The following is a 22,283-nucleotide window of genomic DNA, read 5'->3' on the forward strand; positions in this document are numbered from 1 at the left end:
TTTTATAGAGATGAAGAATCATTGGTAAAGTATAATTTCATCCGATACAGCCTATCGGCGTTGTCTTATGTGCTTTGCTTTTAGTGGCTGGAATTTGCAATAATCCTTTACCTTTCAACCGCACGCTTCTCTTTCGGTCACCCTCGGGTGCTTCATTCTGCTTTCCTCAACATGAAGACTGTATGCGTTAGGCCCTCTCACCTCCCCATCCTGGTAAAGTCACGCTGGTGGCCCAGCTTGCTGCTCGTTTTGCTGATACTCAGTTTGTTGACCAACTCGGTGGAGGCACAGGATGCATCGTTGTCGAAGGTGTGGGTGCCGGACCTAGGCAACGGTACCTATAAGAACCCGGTGCTTTACGCCGACTACTCTGACCCTGACGTGGTGCGGGTCGGCGACGATTTTTATTTGGTTTCCTCGAGCTTCAACGCCGTGCCCGGCCTGCAAATTCTGCATTCCAAGGACCTGGTCAATTGGTCGCTCATCGGGGCCGTGTTTGAGCAGCAGCCACCGTTGGCGCGCTACGCGTTGCCCCAGCACGGCAATGGCGTGTGGGCCCCTTCTATCCGCTACCATAATAAGGAGTACTATATCTACTACCCTGACCCGGACTTGGGCATCTTCGTCACTAAGGCCAAAAATCCCGCCGGACCGTGGTCGGCGCCGGTGTGCGTCAAGCAGGCTAGCGGCTGGATTGACCCTTGCCCGCTCTGGGACGAGGACGGCAAAGCTTACCTCGTGCATGGTTTTGCTGGTAGCCGCGCCGGTATCAAGACCATTCTGGCCGTGAGCCCCATGGCCCCCGACGGACTCAGCCTAATCGGCGCCGATGCCCTGGTATTTGACGGACATGCCCACCACCCCACGCTCGAAGGTCCCAAGTTCTACAAGCGCAACGGCTACTACTACATCTTCGCGCCAGCCGGCGGCGTGCCCACCGGCTGGCAGCTGGTGCTGCGCTCCAAGAATGTGTTCGGCCCCTACGAAGAAAAGATTGTGATGGATCAGGGCAAGACGCCCATTAACGGTCCGCACCAGGGGGCGTGGATCAACACCAACACCGGCGAAGACTGGTTCATGCACTTCCAGGACCAGTATGCGTACGGCCGCGTGGTGCACTTGCAGCCTATGGTCTGGAAAAACGACTGGCCCGTCATCGGCGAAGACCCCGATGGCGACGGTAAAGGCCAGCCCGTGCTGACGTATCGCAAGCCCAACATCAAGGGCAAGCCGCAGCCGCGGGCCACCCCCGCCACCTCCGACGAGTTCAGTGGCCGCACGCTCGGCTTGCAATGGCAGTGGCACGCCAACCCGCAAGACTACTGGGCCTACCTCAACGGGCCACAGGGCTATCTGCGCCTGTACTCCGTGCTGCTGCCCGAAGGCTATAAGAACCTGTGGCAGGTGCCCAACCTCCTCCTGCAAAAGCTGCCCGCCGACGTGTTTACCGCTACCACCAAACTCGCGTTTATGCCACGCGTGGAAGGCGAAAAGGTCGGGCTACTGATGATGGGCTTAAACTACGCCTATATCTCCATCACCAACCAAGGCGGCAAGTTGCAACTTAGTGAAAGCACCTGCCTAGATGCCGACAAGCTTACCCCTGAGACCAGCACCTCCCCGGTGGAGGTGCCCGCTGCCTACGCCGGCAAGCCGCTGTACTTGCGCGTCGCGACGAAAGCCGGCGCCAAGTGCCAGTTCAGCTATAGCCTCGATGGGCAGACATTTCAGCCCCTCGGGGCCGAATTTCAGGCAAGAGAAGGCAAATGGATTGGCGCCAAAGTCGGCCTCTTCAGCACCCGCCCCACGAAATTCAACGATGCCGGCAATACCGACATCGACTGGTTTCGAATCGAATAGCGGCTCAACGCAAAGGTTCAAACTCCGGTAAATGAGCTTAAGTTATGCTCGTCTTTCAACTAGAATCCAACTGGAGTCGATGGCGGGAATTTTGCCCGTTTGCTCGCACACAACTGATTAGCGCAGTAATAATATTATGGCTATGCTACTGCTGCGGTTATAGACAAAGCTGCGGAGAAGAAGTGAATCTGTTGCTCTGGCTATGCAGTCACATTAGGCGAATATGGCTTATGATAAGAGTAATAAAAACAGTCTAGAATAAGCTAGCTGTTATTTGTATAATAAATGCCTTTATAACAGTAGTTTATGTTTTATGTGGCGGTTATACATGCTTATTTGTAAGCCTGTAATAAAGCGCGGATATTCAATTTATGGTTGAAAACAACTTTATGCATTGTACATGCAGCGGCTGGGGTGGATTGGTAGAGTAAAGTTGGATTCTTGGTCAGATGAATGTGGTTTTAGTCGCCTTAAATGCGAATTAATCAAGTTAAAATAGAATTAAAAATAGGTTTTTATTGTTTTCGTGTTCTATCTTCGTTTTACACTAGCCATTCTACTCCAATGTGATTCAAGCCGTACGGGCGTAGCGCCACGAAATCTGTTTAGCCGAATTTTTATCGGCCGGCTCTACTTCGGAGCTGGGTTTCCGAAATACGTCCCTGCGGCATCGTAGGTGAGCGGATATGCATTCCGGCTTGTTCTTGCCTGGCACTTGGCCTAGTGGCCTTTGCATTTCTTGAAGCGTCTGGTAGTCAGCTGTCGAACAGCTGAAAGGTGGGTTCTGCGGCATGCCCGCCCACCTCGGCTACTCGACCCCAAGACTTTCATGTCCTTTCTCGGGCATGCTGGCAGCGCATCTCTGCTCTTTTTGCTTTGGCAGCACTATCTCCACCCGTATTCGGGCTGGAGGCTTGCCGTGGCTCCGCTATTTGGGCATTTCCATGCCCTTAGCATCACTTCATTGGTTTCAACCCTTACATGTCCTGTTCATGTATTGCCTTGGCTCTTTTTCCAGCTTATTATTTTTTCCGTCAACACGTGTGAAGCGCGCCCATGCTTTTTGGAGCAGCTTAACGATGAGCCCAACCAATTATCGGGGCTGGCGCGTGGTTTTCTCGCCGGTACATTTCTTTCTCGACACCGCTGCTTTACAACGTGAAAGCCACCGCTTGGCCTTGCTCATCCAGAACCAAGTAACCGATATCAGCCACAACGCTTCTTGGCCTAGTTCAGCCATTCACCAGCTGTCTTCAGTTTATTCTAAAGTGGGTGCTTCAGGGCACATCAATGGTAGCCTTGCTGCTATAGCTGCCTGGCAACGTAGTAGCAACTAGTAGCTTCTTGCTTGCGCGTACGCGCGGTTGATCCGAGAGTCATTTCTTGGGGTGATGCACTTTGGCTCGTAGCCCAAGAAGTGAGTTCTCCGCTCAACAATTCCCTGCCAAATCCATCTTCGCTACCACTGCATCAATAACACTGTGTACTGGCGCCGCTACGGCGCCAGTACTCGGGTGCAGCTCTGTGTGGTTGCCTGTCGGTGTTGGCACCAGCTATTCGGCTGCAACCTGCAGTTAGGCTACCTCGCGGCTACGTGCCTGGCGAAATTTCTTATGGCCATTCTATTCCGCTTTTAGAGCGCATGGAACCGGTGTGCCCCTTGGGGCCGCAACCAAATGCGGACCCTTGGAAGAGTACGCCCTGCCTTACCTATCTGCCTAGCCAGAAGATAAGCTGCTTGGAAACAGGCCGCAGGCCAACAAGCAAGAGCTGGAAATACTACTCCGCTATCTGCTTACCTGCGAAAACTTATTGGGCTATGCTTCTCCAACCTGAACGCGCTCTGCTCATGAAAACAACCGATGCCATTTCACCGGATCATATCAACAACTTCGATTTTTTGCGCTTGCTCTTTGCTACGCTTGTGCTCGTTACCCATTCCTACGTGCTGGCTGGCTTACCCGAGCAAGACACTTTGTGGCATTTCTCCCACGGCCAATTGCTACTTTCGAAGCTTGGCGTGCGGGGCTTTTTTGTTATTTCTGGCTTCCTGATTCTGAAGAGCTTGATGCGGAGCCGGTCTATAACCGAATACTGCTTCAAGCGCATTATTCGCGTTTTTCCTGCTCTCTGGATCATGGTAGGAATTACGTTGGTAGGGGGCTATTTTTTCTCCAGTAAAAGTGTCGGGGCCTACTTCACCGACCACTCGGTGCCGCTTTACCTGCTGAATTTAGTGTTGCGGCTGCATATCAGCATCAACGGAGTTTTTCCAAACAATCCGGACCCGTACGAGGTCAACGGTTCGCTCTGGACGGTGCCTTACGAGGTGTTTTTCTACTTGCTGCTGACGCCGTTGTTTTTTATCCGGCACCGCCTCTACGTGGTGCGGGGCTTGGTGCTGGCTGGATTTATGGGCTTGCTCGTGCTGCACTACACAGGGCAAGTGTTCTACTCCACTTATAAGCTGTCGTTGTACTCCGACCAACTGATTTTTCTGGGTCTCCACTTCATGGCTGGCGCGCTGCTAGCTTTATTTCCTGCGGTGCTACGCCAAGCCCGCGTGCGGACTATTTTGGTATGGACCACAGGGCTTGGGCTGGTGGCGGTGCTGTACTTTGGCGGTTTTTACCAGACACAATTCTTACTGGTGCCCGTCTTCGTGCTTGCCCTCGGGACTTCCAGTTATCCTTGGCTGAATTGGCTGCACCGCTACGGCGACATCAGTTACGGTGTCTACATCTGGGGGTGGCCGGTGCAGCAAGCATTGGTTCACGGGCTGCATCCTTCCCAGCCCGTGCTGGCGCTACTGAGCATTCCTACGGTATGGGCTCTGGGGTGGGCATCGTGGCACCTGGTTGAGAAGCAGGCGCTCCGCTTGAAGCTGGATATTGTTGCTCCTGCGGCGGCCACTACAAGGGTAGTAGCATCTGATTTTACGCGACTAAGGCAAGCGGTGGTGAAGCAGGCTTAGGGAGTGCGCTTTGGTTGAATAGAATAGCAGCTATAACGCCACCGCAACGGTTGCCCTATCCAGCCGAAGCTGCTAAGCTACTACAGTCGATTTAGCTGTAAATCAATCTGCAACATGCGTTTATAATGATGGCTTCCTCCGAGTTAAGGCTAAAGGATATGTGCAAAGGGAAGGCAATGTTTATATGATAATTCGAATGTTTGTCTAGACTTTAAAGGAGGCGTTTTTTAGTTTTACTTACCCCCTTGGCGACGCCTGCGGGTACCTAAATCATCTGTTTTACTGGTACTATACGCCTATGCCTCCTTTCCTACTCCCACCCATCATTTCCACTTCCAAGCAGCCTACTACTGCCGCTTCTACGCACGGCAGCAAGCGCCTAAGGCTGTCTATGCTGTTACTTTTGGTGGCTTTTAGCGCCCACGCGCAAGGTCCAACCGTTGTTCGCACATTTCCTGATCGTAACTCCACAACTGCGCCACCATTTGTGGGAGTAGCAGTGGAGTTCGACCAGTTTCTGAGCGACAGTCTGCCTACTCTCCAGGCATTGTCGGTATTTAGCCACCAGAGTGGCGGCAAGCGAGCCGGTAGCCCCGTTGTGGTAAACAGCCGGCTCGGCCTTCTTTCCAACAAGCTGTTCCGCGCCGGCGAAACGGCTTTTGCAACTGTTACTACCGGGGTGCAAAACCGCAATCTGCAGAATCTGGCCAAGCCCTTTGTGTTTCAATTCAATATCGCAACGGCTCCTAGCTCCGCGGTTTTCCGAAGCAGACCCGATGTGCCCCTCGGCAACCTGTATGGCATCACGGTGGGCGACATAGACGGCGACAATGACCTCGACCTACTCGCGGCCAACCAGGTTACTACCGGCACCACCAGTACGGTAAGTGTGCGCCTCAATGCTGGCGACGGCACTTTCACCAATGGGCAAGAAATAAGTGGCACGGGTACGGGCAATGTGCGGCTCGGCGACTTAAACGGTGATGGAACCCTCGACCTAATAGCCACCGACGGAGTGCGGCTCAACTACGGTGGCGTGTTTGGTGAGCGCGAAGCCGCTGGCTTGGGAGGCCACACACTCGGCGACATAGATGGCGACGGCGACCTGGATTTACTGACCGAAGGTACTACTACCAATTCGCCTACCCGCAGCCCAGTGGTGCGAGTGCGCCTGAACGATGGCAACGCCAACTTCAGCGAAAGCCAGCTAGTGCCCGTAGCCGCCAATTCGGCCAACGTGGTACTCGGCGACGTGAACAACGACGGGGCCCTCGACCTGATAGCTTCCAGCATCAGCAACGGGTCAATTAGTGTGCGGCTCAACGATGGGTTAGGCACTTTTGCGAGCAGCGGCCAGCAACTCAGCATAGCCACCATGCAGGAAGGGCTCCTGCTCGGCGACGTTGATGCCGATGGTGACCTGGATCTGGCTGCCGTCAACTCCGGCAGCACCGTGACGATACTGCTCAACAACGGGCAGGGCACGTTCAGCGAGAGTAGCTACATCAACCTGGGTTCTTATTCCGTTTTCGGCAAGTTCGGTGATGTAGACGGCGACGGCGACTTAGACTTGCTCGCCGGCGGCCCACCCAATTCCGTTAGCGTGCGGCTCAACGACGGCCAGGGCAATTTCAGTGGCGAGCAAGCCGTCATCGTAAACGACAACCCGCGGACACTGGCCGTAGGGGACCTCGACAACGATGGTACTCTGGATTTTGTCACGGCTGCTTCGCCGAGCCTGAGTGGTGGTTCGGCCAGTGTGCGCCTGAACTCCCGCACCGAGCCGCTGGTGGTGTACAAAATCAAGGCTGGTGCCGGGCGGGTGGAATCAACTCGGGGTACTTTTTCGGGTGATCAGTACTTTTCACCTCTGCCTGGCAACACATTCGCCACCAATGTCGCTATCGAGGGTACCATCGACGATGAACTCTACCAGACCGAGCGCTACGGCCAGGGGGCAGTTTTCTCTTATGCGCTGCCTTTGCCCAACAACCAGTACCTGGTTACGCTGCACTTCGCCGAAATCTATTGGGATACTCCCGGCCAGCGCCTCTTCGACGTAACTGCCGAGGGCACAAAGGTGCTCGATGACTACGACATCCTGCGCAAAGTAGCTCCCAACACGGCCACCACCGAAACGTTCCTCGTCACCGTCACCGACGGGGAACTCAACCTTGATTTCAGCGCCCTCGCCGCCGACGGAGGCATCGACAATCCCAAGCTTGCGGCCTTGGAAGTGGTGGTGCCACCCCCGGGGGCAGTAGCCCAAGCGCCCGCCAAAACTGCCAAGCAAGCAGCAGGAGTGCAAGCTTTGTTGGAGGCATATCCCAACCCCTTTTCGACGCGTACCAACCTGCACTGGCGCATAGCCGAAACAGGTTTTGCTCGCCTACAGGTCTACAATCTTTTCGGCCAACTAGTAGCAACTCCTTTCGAAGGCAGAGTGGAAGCAGGACACGACTATAAGCAATTGCTAGCGGCCAAGGGCTTACAGCCCGGCACCTATATCTGCCGGCTCCAACTCAACGGCAAAAACTACACGCAACGGCTTGTCGTGAGCCAATAAGGAAAAAGCCTGATTAGAATACATACGGTCTCTACTGCCGCTGTATGCAGCAGTGACGATGCTTCAGACAGTGAGATTCTATAAAAAAAGCTCTGACCTAGTGGCCAGAGCTTTTTTATGAGGTCATTAGAACAAGCTTACTTGATCATCACCAGCTACTGAATAGTGGAGCGGTACTGAGCAGTACCGCTCCTTACCATCTAGCGACGCTGCAGTTTGACGTGCGCTTGTGCTTTGTTGCTGGTCAGTTGCAACTGATAGATACCTTCCGCTAGCATCTGCTGCGAGAAGTCGAGCGCCAGTGTTCCGCTACTCACGGCTGCGGTGCCCCGGCGCACGATCAAGCCCTGTGCCGAAACAAGCGTATAGTTAACCTCGCCTTGGAAGGCGGCCGGCAGCAACACCTGGTAGCGTCCATCCTCCGATGGGTTAGGATACACCTGCACCTGCGCACTCATCTTCGCTGTCTGCGTCGCTTGCACCGTGGCCGACTGGCTAGCGCTCGTGCGAGCAGCTTGGTCGATAACCGAGAAATTGATTGTGAGTGGCGTGCCTGCCGTGCCCGTAGCACCGGCACCGGTGTAAGGAGTCGCCACTAGCGAATAGGAGCCGACGGGCGGAGTCCAGGCGTAGTAGTCGCCACTAGCATCGGCGAAGAGAGCGTAAGGAGCGGCCGTTTCGGTGCGGTTCTGGGTGGCGGCACCGCTCAGTGCAAACTGCACGCTGCCCACCGTAACAGGGTTCGTGTTGGCGCGAATGTTAAGGTTGCGCGTGGGTAAGGTGGCTAGGTTGAGCACCTGACCGGCAACGAGCGTTTGCAGAGGCTGATCGGTGTCGGCATTAATCAAAGAGAAGCTTACCACTTGCTGTCCAGAACCTGCGGCGGGGTTGACCGTCACGTTCACCTGATCGGGCGCACTGGCCAAGCCCGCGTTGTCGGTAACCACCAAGCTAAACACATAGGCACCAGCAGCCAACCCACTAACTGTAGGCTGAGCCACAGCTTTGTTAGTGAAGGTAGCCGTGTTGGGTCCACTGACTTGTGTCCAGGCATAGCCAGCAACATTGCCGTCCGGGTCCGAGCCCGAGCCGCTTAAGATCGTGCTGCTGGTCGGTAGGGTGATTGTCTTGTCGCCGCCGGCGTTAGCTACGGGGGCTTGGTTGGTTGTAGAACCCGTGGTCAGCACTTCGATGGCCGACACTTTGGGTTCATCGGCTCCAGATGCGCCCGGAGCGAAGGCCAGAGTTAAGAACCCATCCGTGACGTTGACGGTAAAGGTTTCAATGGCAGCCGTATTTGGCCCGACCTTCTTCACGATGTCGTAGGCCGTAAGCACCTTCGTGCCTTCGGCCGAGACGTCGAACACGCGCTGGCCAGCGGCGCCCCAATACACTTCCGCAAAGTGGAGCTTGACAGTGTAGGTGCCATTGCTCACAGGCAAGGCGTACGTCATCGAGCCCCAGCGCTCGGTTTGGTAGAGCACATCGTCGTTGGTACCGGCAATGGCCGAGCCGCCTCCGGAAGGGAAGCCACCCGTCACATACTGATCGGCAGTGAATGCACCGATAGAAGTGCTAACTGCTGGCCCGCCGGCGTTGAGGCGGTACACGGCCGTCGCACCACCTGTAGGCGCAGAATTCACGGTTACGGTTACTTGGTCAGCGGCGCTGGCTTGGCCCGCGTTATCGGTTACTACTAAGCTGAAGACGTAGGCGCCAGCAGCCAACCCACTGACGGTGGGTTGAGCCGCGGTTTTATCAGTGAAGGTAGCCATGTTGGGTCCACTGACTTGCGTCCAGGCATAGCTAACGACGTTGCCGTCCGGGTCGGAACCCGAGCCGCTTAAGATTGTGCTGCTGGTCGGCAAGGTGATTGTCTTGTCGCCGCCGGCGTTAGCTACGGGGGCTTGGTTGGTTGTAGAACCCGTGGTCAGCACTTCGATAGCCGATACTTTGGGTTCATCGGCCCCAGACGCGCCCGGCGCAAATGCCAGGTTGAGTTGGCCGTCGGTCACAGTTACCGTGAAAGTCTCGATGGTAGCGGTGTTCGGCCCTACTTTCTTCACAATGTCGTAAGCGCTAAGCACTTTGGTGCCTTCGGCTGTTACATCGAATACCCGTTGGCCGGGGGCACTCCAATAGATTTCAGCAAAGTGAAGCTTGACAGTGTAGGTGCCATTGCTGACCGGTAGGCCGTAGGTCATTGAGCCCCAGCGCTCGGTCTGATACAGGGCATCATCGGCGGTACCCGCAATCGGGTTGCCGGTGTCGGCCGCGTTGCCGCCGTTGAAATATTGGTCTGCCGCGAAGGCTCCGATTGAGGTGCTTACGGCCGAACCACCCGCACGAATACGGTAGACGGCCGTGGCTCCGCCCGTTGAAGCAGGATTCACGGTTACAGTTGCTTGATCAGCGGCACTGGCTTGGCCCGCATTGTCGGTCACCACGAGGCTGAACACATACGCACCCGCTACGAGGCCACTGACAGTAGGTGTCGCTGTTGCAGCATTAGAGAAGGAAGCAGTATTGGGGCCGCTGACCTGGGTCCAAGCGTAGGTAACAATCGTGCCGTCAGAATCTGTGCCTGTACCATTCAACACGGTGCTATTGGCAGGCAATGTGATGGTCTTGTCGGAGCCGGCATTGGCCACCGGAGGCTGGTTGGTGCCCGAGCTGAGGCGGTAGACCTCGATGGCTGAAATCTTGGCGTTGTCCACGCCCCCGTCAGCAGCCAGTGAGCTGAAGCTCAGGTTGAGCACATCATCGGCCACGGTGGTGGTGAAGGTCTCGGTGGTGGCCACGTTGGTGCCGGCTTTCTTGAAGATGTCGTAGTTGTCGAGCACCTTGCTGCCTTCAATGGACACGTCGAAGACGCGCTGGCCGACGGCGGTGGCGTAGATTTCGGCGAAGTGGAGCACGACGCGGTACTGCTGGCCGCTGCTGACGGGGAAGGCGTAGCCAAAGCTGGTGCCGTAGCGCTCAGCTTGATACAGCGCGTCGTCCTCCGTGCCCGCTATGGGGTTCGTATTGCCATAGGTCTGGCCGTTGCCGTTGTAGTATTGGTCGGCGGCAAAGGCTCCTATCGAGGTGTTGAGCGCGCCCCCGGCCGCGTGGATGCGGTACAGCGGCGTACCACCTACTCCAGCCGGGTTGACGGTGACAGTGGTTTGGCTAGCGGCGCTGGTCTGGCCGCTGTTGTCAGTTACCACCAAGCTGAATACGTAGGAGCCGGCAACCAATCCGCTAACCGTAGGTGTGGCTACGGTTTTGCTGGAGAAGACGGCCGTGTTCGGGCCGCTCACCTGCGTCCAAGAGTAGCTGGCAATAGGACCATCATCGAAGCCGGAGCCGTTGAGCGTAGTGCTGCTAGTAGGCAGGGTAATGGCTTTGTTGGGGCCCGCATTAGCAGTCGGCGTGGTCGAATCATCGGCCCCTGAAGCCCAAAGCACCAACCGTTGCGCGAATATTCGGTTTTCGGCGCGGCTCAGGAAGGTGCCTTCCCCATTGTTCCAAAAAGCGTTCCGGTCGAAACAGCCGAGTACGCGGCCTTGCCCGACTTTGGCTATGGCCATGGCGGCATCAGCCGAGGTGATGTTTCCGTCTTGGGAATTGAGGTATGCCTGAGCAGACGGCAAATACGCCAGAATAGTGGCCGGGGCGCTGGTGCGGATGGGGCTGGCACCTTCTGCTTCTATCGTCACGCCCCCGTTTCTGTTGAACTTGTTGAGGTAGTGATTGACGGCCCACTGGTTGAGCGTGAAAACTGGCGCTCCGTTGTCGTGCAAAAACTGCATGCCGAACTGCTGCGTTAAGTCGTTGTCACTCACCGACCCTTCCGAGCTGTTCAGTCCGCCATTTTCCCACCCAAAAGCCGCATCCGACCACGCAACTAAGCCACCACCGGCATTCACCCAAGCGGCTACTGCCGTGCGCTCGGCTGCCGTGAACCGTCGGTTGTTGGAGCTCAGAATCACCACTTTGTACTTGTTGAGAGTGGCCGCATCCAGCGTAACGCTAGCATCTAGGGCTTGGGTGGTGCTAAAGCCAGCATCCTGAAGCACTTGGTTGAACTGCGACATGCCCCGGTCGCCGGTGTCGGTCAGCTTCATGTCGTGGATAGACGGTGGTATGCTGCCGTACAGATACAGCACCTGGGGCTTAGAGGTCGAAACGTTGAAGTTGACCGTAAGCGTAGCATCGGGGTAGCCGGCGGCCTTGGCCGTGACGGTAGCCGAGTAAGAGCCCGCCGTGCTAGCCGTGGCTGTCACTTTTACTTCCGTGCCGCCTAGCAGATCAATGGTGCCGGAAGTGGGACTCACGCTAAGCCAAGACGGCAGCGTGCTGGTATCAATTGTGTAGGAGGGCGTGCCGCTCAGGGTCCACAGCACCGCTTCTTTGGTTGCGCTGGAGCCAACGGCCGCCGACAAATTAAGCGTGGTGGGCAGGAAGCCAATCTTGTTGATGGGCGTGCTGGCCCAGCTAATCTTGCGGGCGGTGGTCTGTGGGTTGGTTGATTGGTTGAGGCCACCATCGGCCACGAACAGCTCACTGCCAATAACTTCGGCGGCGGGGCCAAACAGGTTGACGGGCAGCGGAGTTTTCTCGGTCCAGCTGTCGGTAGCCGGATCATAGGTGGTCACCTTGTTGAGCACCACGTCCGTCCCGTTGATGCGGCCGCTACGGCCACCCACCAGGGTTACTTTACCGTCGAGCACAAAGGTGCCCGGCTCGCTGTGCGAGCGGACGTACGGCATGTTCTTGAGCTGCGTCCAGGTGTCGGTTGAGGGGTCGTACATCTGCACTACATCCACGTCCTCGATGGGGCCGTCGTGGCCAGTCTGACCACCGAAGGCGTAGATTTTGCCGCCCACATTGGCTGAAGCAAAGTGGCAACGCGGAACGGGCATGCTGGCCGCAGTGGTCCAGCCAGCGGCGGTATTGCTCAGGTCGAGCACATAGTGCGCGGTAGCCCCGGTTTGCCGGTCGTCCAGCATACCGCCAAACGAGTGGAGCTTCCTCCCGACGCGTACCAACTGGTTGCCGCCGCTTCGTGTTGGCAGCTTTGGCCCAAAGCTCCACGTGTTAGAGTTTACATCGTAGATCTGTAGCAAGTCGGAGTTCGGGTCGCCGCCTAAGCCACCCAAAAAGCCACCGGCTACATACACCTTTGTGCCATCCACGGCAATACCCGCGTGGGTGACGGGATACGGCATATCGGTTATGTATGCCCAGGTATTGGTGGTTGGGGTGTACACTTCACACTTGGGCGTGGTATGCACCTCGGGGTTGTCGAACCCCGAAAACACGTACATCTTGTTGTTGATCATCACACTGAACCCCACCCAGCGGGGGGTGCCGGTAGGGGCTATAGTGGTCCAGGTTTGGGCTGATGCAGTGGAAGGGAGCCACATCAGCAGTAAGGCACTTAGCAACTGCACCAGTGCCCATGGTGTAAATAATCTTCTCATTGTTTGTGGAGTAGGAAAGTGTAGTTTGCTCTAATCAGGTCATCAAGCACGCCCTTTGCGTTAGCTGGTTCGGTGGATCGAACAAGCGGACTAGGGGCACATCGGAGGGGTATGGAAGGGAGTGTAATAGAGTGGTAAGTGGCCTGATTGCATAACGGCAGGTAGCTCAGTGATTAGTCGACGACCAACCACTAACCTACCTGCCGTAGTGCATCCTACTGCGGGGGATTAGTGACGCTGAAGCTTGACTTTAGCGTGTGCTTTGTCAGTAGTCAGTTGCAGATGGTAAATTCCTTCAGCTGGCATCTGCTGCGAGAAGTCGAGCAGAAGCGTGCTGCCATTAAGCGTTGCTTTGCCTTGGCGCACCAGGGCACCTTGGGCCGAAATAAGCGAGTAGCTTACCTCACCCTGGAAGACAGAAGGCAGCTGCACTTGGTAGCGCCCATCAGTCGACGGGTTAGGATAAACCTGCACCAGCTCACTTACGTTGGCTACCTGCGCCGCCTGTACGGTCGAGGTGGTAGCAAGCGTGCTTGCGCTAGTGCTAGTAGCCGCGCTGGTACGAGCAGCCGTGGTAGAAGTGGTTAACACCTCGATAGCTGAGACTTTGGGTTCGTCCTTGCCGGTCGTTCCCTTGGTAAAGGCCAGGTTCAGCGTGCCGTCGGTCACCGTCACGGTCAGTGTCTCGACTCTAGCTGTGTTCTGACCAACTTTGGACAGAATGTCGTAGGCGGTGAACACCTTCGTGCCCTCGGCGGCGATGTCGAACACGCGCTGGCCGGCAGCACCCCAGTACACCTCAGCAAAGTGGAGCTTGACGGTGTAGGTGCCGTTGGTCACGGGCAGGTTATAGGTCATCGTGCCCCAGCGCTCGGTCTGGTACAACACATCATCGACGGTGCCAGCAATGGCCGAGCCGCCGCCGGAGGGGAAGCCGCCCGTCACATACTGGTTGTCGGCCGAGAAGGTCATGCCCGAGGTAGTCAGGGCCGGGCCACCCGCGTTGAGGCGGTAGACCGGCGTGCCGGCAACGGCCGGGTTCACTACCACCGTTACTTGATCTGCGGGACTGGCCAAACCAGCATTATCTGTTACCACCAGACTGAATACATAAGACCCAGCGATGAGCCCGCTGACGCTGGGTTGGGCCACTGTCTTGTCGGTGAAGACAGCTGTGTTTGGGCCGCTCACTTGCGTCCAGGCATACGTTATGATAGTGCCATCATCCGTGCCGGAACCATTTAACGTTACGTTGTTTATTGGCAGCGTAATAGCTTTGTCAGCCCCAGCGTTAGCCACTGGCGTCGCGTTAGCGGCAGCATTGACTGTTACCGTCACTTGGTCGGCAGGACTAGCTAAGCCCGCGTTGTCCGTGACGATCAAACTGAACACATACGGGCCGGCCACCAAGTTACTAACCGTGGGCTGCGCTACCGTTTTGCTGGTGAAGACAGCCGTGCTTGGGCCGCTCACTTGCGTCCAGGCATAGGTCAAGGGGCTACCCTCGGCATCCGTGCCTGCGCCTAGCAGCTGAACATTGCTAACGGGCAGCGTAATGGTTCTGTCGGCGCCAGCATTGGCCACGGGGGCTGTGTTGGCCGCACCCGTGGACAGCACTTCGATGGCCGACACTTTGGGTTCGTCCTTGCCGGTCGTTCCCTTGGTAAAGGCCAGGTTCAGCGTGCCGTCGGTCACCGTCACGGTCAGTGTCTCGACTCTAGCTGTGTTCTGACCAACTTTGGACAGAATGTCGTAGGCGGTGAACACCTTCGTGCCCTCGGCGGCGATGTCGAACACGCGCTGGCCGGCAGCACCCCAGTACACCTCAGCAAAGTGGAGCTTGACGGTGTAGGTGCCGTTGGTCACGGGCAGGTTATAGGTCATCGTGCCCCAGCGCTCGGTCTGGTACAACACATCATCGACGGTGCCAGCAATGGCCGAGCCGCCGCCGGAGGGGAAGCCGCCCGTCACATACTGGTTGTCGGCCGAGAAGGTCATGCCCGAGGTAGTCAGGGCCGGGCCACCCGCGTTGAGGCGGTAGAGGGCAGTGACGCTGCCGGAGGAAGCGGGGCTGACGATCACCGTCACCTGGTCGGCAGAACTTGCGAGGCCGGCGTTGTCGGTGACCACCAGGCTGAACACATACGAGCCGGCAATTAAGCTGTTAACCGTAGGTTGAGCTACGGCCTTGTTGGTGAAGACAGCCGTGTTCGGGCCGCTCACTTGCGTCCAGGCATACGTTATGATAGTGCCATCATCCGTGCCGGAACCGTCCAGGGTGGTAGTACTTACCGGCAGCGTAATGGCTTTGTCAAGCCCGGCGTTGGCTACTGGTGTAGCGTTGGCGGCGGAATTAACGGTCACGGTTACTTGATCCGCTGTACTAGCTAGTCCGGCGTTGTCCTTCACGATGAGGCTGAACACGTAAGCGCCAGCTACCAAATTGCCTACACTAGGAGCTGCTACGGCGGCATTAGAGAACGTAGCAATATTCGGTCCGCTTACTTGGGTCCAGGCATAGGTAATAACGTTGCCATCCGAGTCGGTACCCGAGCCAGATAGGGTAGTTGTATTAGCTGGCAGTGTTACAGTTTTGTCAGGGCCAGCATTGGCTACTGGTGGTACATTGGCTGCAGCATTTACGGTTATTGTCACTTGGTCGGCGGGGCTAGCTAGTCCGGCGTTGTCCCTCACAATTAAGCTAAACACATACGCGCCAGCTACCAGCCCACTAACAGTAGGAGTAGCGATGGTTGTGCTAGAGAAAGTAGCGGTATTCGGCCCACTGACTTGCGTCCAGGCGTAGCTGACAATGCTGCCGTCGGTATCAGTGCCTGAGCCAGCCAATGCGGTGCTGCTGGCAGGCAACGTCACAGTCTTGTCGGGGCCAGCATTGGCTACTGGGGCAGCGTTAGCCGCCGCGTTGACGGTTACGGCTACTTGGTCGGCAGTGCTAGCCTGACCCGCATCGTCGGTCACAACCAAGCTGAACACGTATGGGCCGGCAATCAGTCCACTAACAGTAGGTACGGCTGCGGTTTTGCTGGAGAAAATAGCGGTGTTTGGTCCGCTGACTTGCGTCCAGGCGTAGCTAGCAATTGTGCCATCGGAGTCGGTGCCCGAGCCAGTAAGAATAACAGTGCTTTCGGGCAGTGTCGTGCTCTTATCAGGACCAGCATTTGCCACTGGTGCTGCATTGGGCGTGGCAGTAGTCAATACTTCAATGGCCGACACTTTGGGCTCATCGGCCCCAGCCGTTCCCTTCGTGAAAGCAATGGTGAGTTGGCCGTCCGTTACGGTAGCGGTGAAGGTTTCGGTGGTAGCCGTGTTCTGGCCCACTTTCTTCACGATGTCATAGGCTGTGAGCACCTTAGTGCCCTCAGCCGTCACGTCAAATACACGCTGACCAGCATTGCTCCAGTACACCTCGGCGAAGTGAAGCTTCACGGTGTAAGTGCCATTGCTAACCGGTAGGTTATACGACATCGTACCCCAGCGCTCGGTCTGATACAGGGCATCATCGGTGGTACCCGCAATAGGATTTTGCGTGTCGGCGGCAGTACCGCCGCTGAAATACTGGTCCGCCTCGAAGGTGCCAATAGACGCGCTAACCGCTGAGCCACCTGCATTCACACGGTAAATTGGCGCCACCCCTGCCGGAACCGGATTCACCTTGACTACTATTTGGTCGGCGGTGCTGGCTTGGTTTTCGTTGTCGGTGACGATAAGGCTGAACACATACGAGCCGGCTACCAGGTTATTAAGCGTTGGAGCCGCCACGTTTTTGTTGGAGAAGATAGCCGTATTAGGTCCGCTTACCTGCGTCCACGCATAGTTGGCAATCGTGCCGTCCGTGTCGCTGCCCGAGCCACTTAGGCTCGTGCTGGTAGCGGGCAAGGAAACCGTCTTGTCGGGCCCGGCATTAGCCAGGGGGGGCTGGTTGGTGCCCGAGCTGAGGCGGTAGACCTCGATGGCCGAAATCTTGGCGTTGTCCACGCCCCCGTCAGCGGCCAGCGAGCTGAAGCTCAGGTTGAGCACATCATCGGCCACAGTGGTGGTGAAGGTCTCGGTGGTGGCCACGTTGGTGCCCACTTTCTTATAGATGTCGTAGTTGTCGAGCACCTTGCTGCCTTCTAGGCTCACGTCGAAGACGCGCTGGCCGACGGCGGTGGCGTAGATTTCGGCGAAGTGGAGCACGACGCGGTACTGCTGGCCGCTGCTGACGGGGAAGGCGTAGCCGAAGGAAGTGCCATAGCGCTCAGCTTGATACAGTGCGTCATCCTCCGTGCCCGTAATAGCATTGCCAGCATAATACGTACTACCGTTGCCGTTGAAGTTCTGGTCGGCCGAGAAGGTCCCAGTCGAAGTAGTTACGGCATCACCGCCCGCTCGAACACGGTACAGCGGTGCCATTCTGCCGCCTCCTTTAAGAGCCGTAACGGTGGTGTCGCCCGCGCCAGAGTGCGATACAACAAGCTTCGCGGTTTGAGTGCCCCCAACAGCCGTGCTGAATTTTACGGGGACTTCAATGCTCTTCCCAGCCGCAACAACGAAAGGCAGGATGTAAGGAGTGGTATAAGAGAAGGACGACGATCCGCTGAGCGTAACGGCCGATACCAAAACGGCTTGGTTGCCATCCGTATTGGTTAGCTTGACCGTCCGGGTGCTATCCGTATTCGGAGCCTGGAAACCGTAATCCAAAGTAGCTACTGCCGTCAGCTTGCTCGGCGTAAGAGCAGTGCCATTCGGCGAGGTAGGAGCGAAAAGGTAGAATGCTTCTTGGGAAGAGGCCAGCGAAGTTCCTCCTTGCGTGGTAGCGCCAGCAGCCAAGTATACACCGCTGTTGCTGACAATGGCCTGCGTGCTGTGGCGGCCTGCCTGTAGGTCGGCCACCCGGCGCCAGGTGTTGGTTGTTACGTCCAGCGAATGTGTCTCTTTGTGTGCCGTAGCTAGGCTGCTTTCGCCGCCGATAACGAGCAATTCAGTGCCTAATACCGCTGTAGCGGTGCCAGCCCGTGGGGTGGGTAAGTTGCTCGCATTGGGTAGCGTCGACCATTTGCCGGTCGTGAAATCGTACACGTCTACTTCAGCAACCGTCAATTCGACGGGTTGGTTGGTCGACACAGACGAGCGGCGGCCACCCACCAAGTACAACTTATCGTCGACGATGGTAGCGTTGAAATGGTCACGGGCGCGCGGCGCATCAGCCAAGGCTTTCCAGGTGTTGGTGGCAGGGTCGTACTCATCAAACCACGACACCCAACCGGCCCAGTGCCCATCGGTGATGCCACCTACCATGTAGATTTTGTCTTTATACACCACCGTGCCTGCCGATCCACGCCGGCGTGCCTGCGGAATAGTGCCGCCCACTTTCCATTTGTCGGAGACGGGGTTGTAGACGTACACGTTCGGTACCGGAATTTCGCGCGGATACGTCCCGTTCATAGCGCCCATGGCGTAGATGAGGCCATCCAGCGTCACGGCTTGAAAATTACTGAGTTCTACGGGTGGTGCTGCTTTCGTCGCCCAGCTCTTGGCGGTTGGGTTGTACTCCTGCACGGGCTGCGTGCCCCGGCCCCCGAGCAAGTAAAACTTGTTGCCGGCAGCAACATAGGCGTTTTCTTGCCGCCCCGTAAAATTGCCAGTAGTTGGTGCTACCGTGCTCCAGGTACCCAAGGCAGTTACCTGATCCGCAGTTACGTAGATAAAGTCCCACGAGGCCCCAAAAGGGGATGCGCCGCGCGAGGTAGCGATCAAGCCTACCGCATAAGACTTGCCGCTTTGTACCGCCGCCAGCAGTGCCCCACTCAGTTGTATGGGGCTACCTATGTTGGTTATGGTGCTACCACCATTAATGGCATACTTGACTTGTACTGTACCTGCGGCCGGGTTTACTGCGAAGAAGAAGTCGATGGACGTGCTTGGCAGCCCGCCGGGTAAAGCAAAGTTGGTGGTAACCGGTACGCCAGCATTCTCATGTACAATCTGCAATCCTCCTGCGCCGCCGTTTGCGGCTAAGGCAATCTTTAGATAGTTGTCTTGGTCGCCAGTACCTAGGTAGATGCCTTGCGATTGAGAGCCCTGTGGCGCTTGACCACCGAAGAAAGAAGCTAGCATTCGCCCTTGCACGGTAAAGGGCGAACCGGTGGACTTGATGCCTACCTGGAAACCGTTCTGTTGCGTGTTCAATTTTCCCAGCGCATCACCTTCCGACACCTTTACGATAGTAAAAATGCCAGCCGTTCCGCCTCCGGTAATGTTCTCATACACATACGAATCAGAATAAGTAGTGTCGCCGTTACACATCAAGCCCGTGAAGCCAACATTGTACAACCCTCCTGGTCCATTGTTAAGTAGGTCGTACTTGGCAGGTAGGTTTGTGGCCAGGCCATTGTCTTTGTCTATGGCAAAGAAATCTTTGTTGTCGGCCAGCCCATCGCTGTCATCGTCGGGGTCGTTGAGGTCAGAGATGTTGTTGCTGTTGGAGTCGTTGGGCTTGCTGGCGGCCGAGCAGGGCTGGGTGCCGTTGTCGATTTCGTCGGCGTTGGTGTAGCCGTCCTGGTCGTCGTCGTTGCTGTTGTAGGCACCCGAGCAGGTAAGGAAGTCCTGTGGCTCGAAGATGGTGATGGCGCTAGCCCCGTAGGTAGCCGCCCACACCGAACCAGCAAAGATTTCGCCGTCGCCTTGCGCTGTTATATCAAGAGGAGTGGAACCAAAGCCCGAAGCGAAGGGCAAGTCAGAGTTGACTTTGTTGGCTGGGTTGTATGGGTTGGTTACGTTTGTGCCGTCGGCCGTAAGTGAAATCTTAACAATATCGCCATTGAAGCTACAAGCCAGCAAGGAGCCCTGTAAGGCGCCACCGAAGTTGGAGGCCGTGTATTCGCAAAGCCCGTTGGTAGAAGCTTCGAAGGTGAGCAATGATTTGCTGGCAGCGCTTCCAGGCGCTTGGTAGTCGCCTTCAATGGGGTTGGCTTGGCTTACTGGTGGCCAGTCGGCAGGCAAGGGAGTAGGTCCCGTTTTGCTAATGCGGAACACGCCACTTGTACCATCGTGGGTGTATAAACCAGCTTTGGTTGGGTTGGCGCGAGTGGGAGCAGGGTGACCACCATAATAACTACCGGGCGTGTACGTAGCAAGGTTGCCAATGTAGTGCAGGTTGTCGAGGTTGTTGACTATATTCTCCGTGGCTGTAGGGCCACCGGACCCGGGCTCGCCGTCGACATAGTTGTTGGTAGCGTTTCCACCCCCTTCGTTCTCAGGGTAGCCGCCCCAATACTGGTTGGCGCCATTGTCAATGGTATACATGCGCCGGGCGCGCGTAATAACGATGTCGTAGGGGTTACGGTAGCCAGGGGAGAAGATCTGCACCGGCCCGCCCGCCACAATCTTGGCTTGGTTTAAGCCATCGTTGCCGCCGAAGGGGTCAAATGGGTCGCTGCCATCGGCTAGGTTCGCCCGGTCGGGGTCATCAAGCGTGGGCAGATCGTATATGTAGGAGCTGTTGCCAGTGCCTTTAACAGGCAATTTGGCTATGGCATCGAGGTCGATAGAGAGGATAGCCGCCGAAAGAGCATACTCAGGAGTGAAAGCGAAGTTGACGGAAGGCGAGCCGGCATTGGTGTGGCCGCCGACAGCCAAGTACAGCTTATTGTTGTCGAGCTGCATACCATTGACAGCGTGGTTTTCCTCGGAGCGGGGCAGGCCCCGCACCAGATCCACCTTGCTCCAAGTAGTGCCCGTGCGGGTTAATTTCGAGACCACACCGGAGTTGGTATCGAGGTTGAGGTCGCCGCCGGGACCACCCACGCGGCTGTCGCTCGACGACACGTAGATGATAGGGCTACTCGATGTGCCCTTGACGAGGATGCCTGTTACTTGGCGGACAGTAACGCCTGAGTTGACCTGTCCGTTATCGTCATGGTTGGCTATTAAGTTGATTAAGTTGATTTCTTTCTCGCTCGTTACGGTATAATCATTCGCTGCATTGCGCCGGATAGTTAGGTCCTTGATTATACCGTTCTGCTGCGAAACGTACAGGTGACCATCGGGGCCGAACTGCAACGAGGTTGGGTACTCTAGTGTAGCGCCCTTCAGGGCGCTCGGCGAGAACGAGAAGTTGTATTGCGCATTCGCTAGGCGCGCTCCAATGAGCGGCGCAGCGGGCAATTTCGCGTTCTTTTTGGGCTTGTCGTTTGCTGCCGCTTTGTTCTGTTGGGCTTGGCTGGCAGCTTGGCTTATGCCCTTGTTAACTGGTGACTGAGCTAGCACTTCCCCGGGAAGGATAGCGCCAAAGCAGAAGTAAAGAAAAGAAGTCACCCAAAGGCTCCTTTGGTAGAGGCTTCTTTTGCCGTAGTAAAGGTTTTTATTCATGGTAGCGGATTTACAAGGAAGGTGACCTTTGCTTTGAGAGCAGCTAATAGTTTGTTTTTGGTGGTAGAGGTAGGCGGCAACTGTTGACTAGCAAGTACTGGTTGTAGTAGACTTGGCTGAGCAGTTGCTTTCGCCTGTACAGGTTGACAGATACTTCGTGAGTGGCCGATGGTCGGCTAGCTGTATCTGCGCATTTAGCACATCGAAGCAGGCGCTTTGATGTACCAACTGCTTGACAGAGGCAGCTTGGAAGGTCGAATGAAAGGCTGGTGGGTGGAAGGGCCTCACGACTTAGGAATGCTTGCTTGAACACGGGGCCGTCGTTGGCGGGATAAGTTTGATTGGCTGGAAGTAGCCGTGTTAGTATCCTAAGCAAGACGAACTCGTAAAGCCGTGCGCTGACAGGTGCAATCTAGATGACGCGAATACGCCAGACTTTTGGATCGCAGACGGAATAATTCAATTTTCTAGATAAGAAGTAGCCGTAATTCATATCATTTCCCGCGCTAGATTAATGTATGTGTAAGCTTTCTTTTCAGTTGCGTATCTGAAATACTCTAATGGTTGTGCTCTATAATTTCAGATGTAAATTTTCTGATATTTTTTGTGAATACCTCAATAAGCGAAAAGAATTTTCGATGAATTTTTAAACTTTTTTCGAGAATTAGAATATTTCCTAGGTGCTAGTTTCTCTTGATTAAGCAAAAACAGCTCATAATTGCTTTATGGAAGCAGGATAACGCATTAGTTTGTTTCGTGTAGAGCTGCACAAATAGGACGAAGCATTTTCAGAATTAACTTGTCTTCTGATGTCCAAATTTCCAGCAGCTTATGCTTGTTATTAACCAGGTTTTTTCTAATAGAAACCTCTACGGTTACTAGCTGCAAAGGCCAGTAAAGAGTTAAGGATAGCTGCCGTAGTAGCCGGTCTATGCTAGACATACTAAGTGACCGAGTAGTACGGTTGGCACGCGAAGAATAAGCTACTGCTTGAGCTGCTAAAGTGAGCTTTGTGCTTGGCAGGCGGATTACGCAAAATGCGAGC

6 protein-coding genes are annotated in these 22,283 nt (G+C 55.9%); 4 read left to right on the top strand and 2 right to left on the bottom strand.

Annotated features, from left to right (window positions below):
• Positions 1-171 precede the first annotated feature (171 nt).
• The 4 genes from P1X16_RS25825 (at position 172) to P1X16_RS25840 (ending at position 7,400) form a co-directional block, all read left to right on the top strand.
• Positions 172-1,860 carry a glycoside hydrolase 43 family protein gene (locus P1X16_RS25825; RefSeq protein WP_277235174.1) on the top strand — a complete coding sequence of 563 codons (1,689 nt, stop codon included), beginning with the start codon at positions 172-174 and terminating at the stop codon, positions 1,858-1,860.
• A 791-nt stretch (positions 1,861-2,651) separates the two neighbouring features.
• Positions 2,652-3,197 (top strand): hypothetical protein, encoded by a 546-nt coding sequence (locus P1X16_RS25830; RefSeq protein WP_277235176.1) that lies wholly within the window; start codon positions 2,652-2,654, stop codon positions 3,195-3,197.
• Between the two features lie 512 nt (positions 3,198-3,709).
• Positions 3,710-4,834, top strand: a complete 1,125-nt coding sequence (locus P1X16_RS25835) for an acyltransferase (RefSeq protein WP_277235178.1) — start codon at positions 3,710-3,712, stop codon at positions 4,832-4,834.
• Positions 4,835-5,132: 298 nt separating this feature from the next.
• The gene (locus P1X16_RS25840) at positions 5,133-7,400 is read left to right on the top strand and encodes an FG-GAP-like repeat-containing protein (protein ID WP_277235180.1); all 2,268 of its coding nucleotides are present in this window, start codon (positions 5,133-5,135) and stop codon (positions 7,398-7,400) included.
• A 200-nt stretch (positions 7,401-7,600) separates the two neighbouring features.
• Here P1X16_RS25840 and P1X16_RS25845 read toward each other — a convergent pair whose 3' ends face one another.
• Both P1X16_RS25845 and P1X16_RS25850 read right to left on the bottom strand, forming a co-directional pair.
• Positions 7,601-12,868 carry a malectin domain-containing carbohydrate-binding protein gene (locus P1X16_RS25845; RefSeq protein WP_277235182.1) on the bottom strand — a complete coding sequence of 1,756 codons (5,268 nt, stop codon included), beginning with the start codon at positions 12,866-12,868 and terminating at the stop codon, positions 7,601-7,603.
• Positions 12,869-13,096: 228 nt separating this feature from the next.
• A complete protein-coding gene (locus tag P1X16_RS25850; protein ID WP_277235184.1) occupies positions 13,097-21,238 on the bottom strand; it encodes a malectin domain-containing carbohydrate-binding protein in 8,142 nt (2,713 codons plus the stop codon).
• Between the last annotated feature and the right edge of the window lie 1,045 nt (positions 21,239-22,283).

Source organism: Hymenobacter sp. YC55 (assembly GCF_029433095.1).
Classification (GTDB): Bacteria; Bacteroidota; Bacteroidia; order Cytophagales; family Hymenobacteraceae; genus Hymenobacter.

What these genes read in the sequence shown, in the direction of transcription:
- P1X16_RS25850 (WP_277235184.1), bottom strand. Translation starts at nt 21,238, where the DNA reads ATGAATAAAAACCTTTACTACGGCAAAAGAAGCCTCTACCAAAGGAGC.
- P1X16_RS25845 (WP_277235182.1), bottom strand. Translation starts at nt 12,868, where the DNA reads ATGAGAAGATTATTTACACCATGGGCACTGGTGCAGTTGCTAAGTGCC.
- P1X16_RS25825 (WP_277235174.1), top strand. Translation starts at nt 172, where the DNA reads ATGAAGACTGTATGCGTTAGGCCCTCTCACCTCCCCATCCTGGTAAAG.
- P1X16_RS25840 (WP_277235180.1), top strand. Translation starts at nt 5,133, where the DNA reads ATGCCTCCTTTCCTACTCCCACCCATCATTTCCACTTCCAAGCAGCCT.
- P1X16_RS25835 (WP_277235178.1), top strand. Translation starts at nt 3,710, where the DNA reads ATGAAAACAACCGATGCCATTTCACCGGATCATATCAACAACTTCGAT.
- P1X16_RS25830 (WP_277235176.1), top strand. Translation starts at nt 2,652, where the DNA reads ATGCCCGCCCACCTCGGCTACTCGACCCCAAGACTTTCATGTCCTTTC.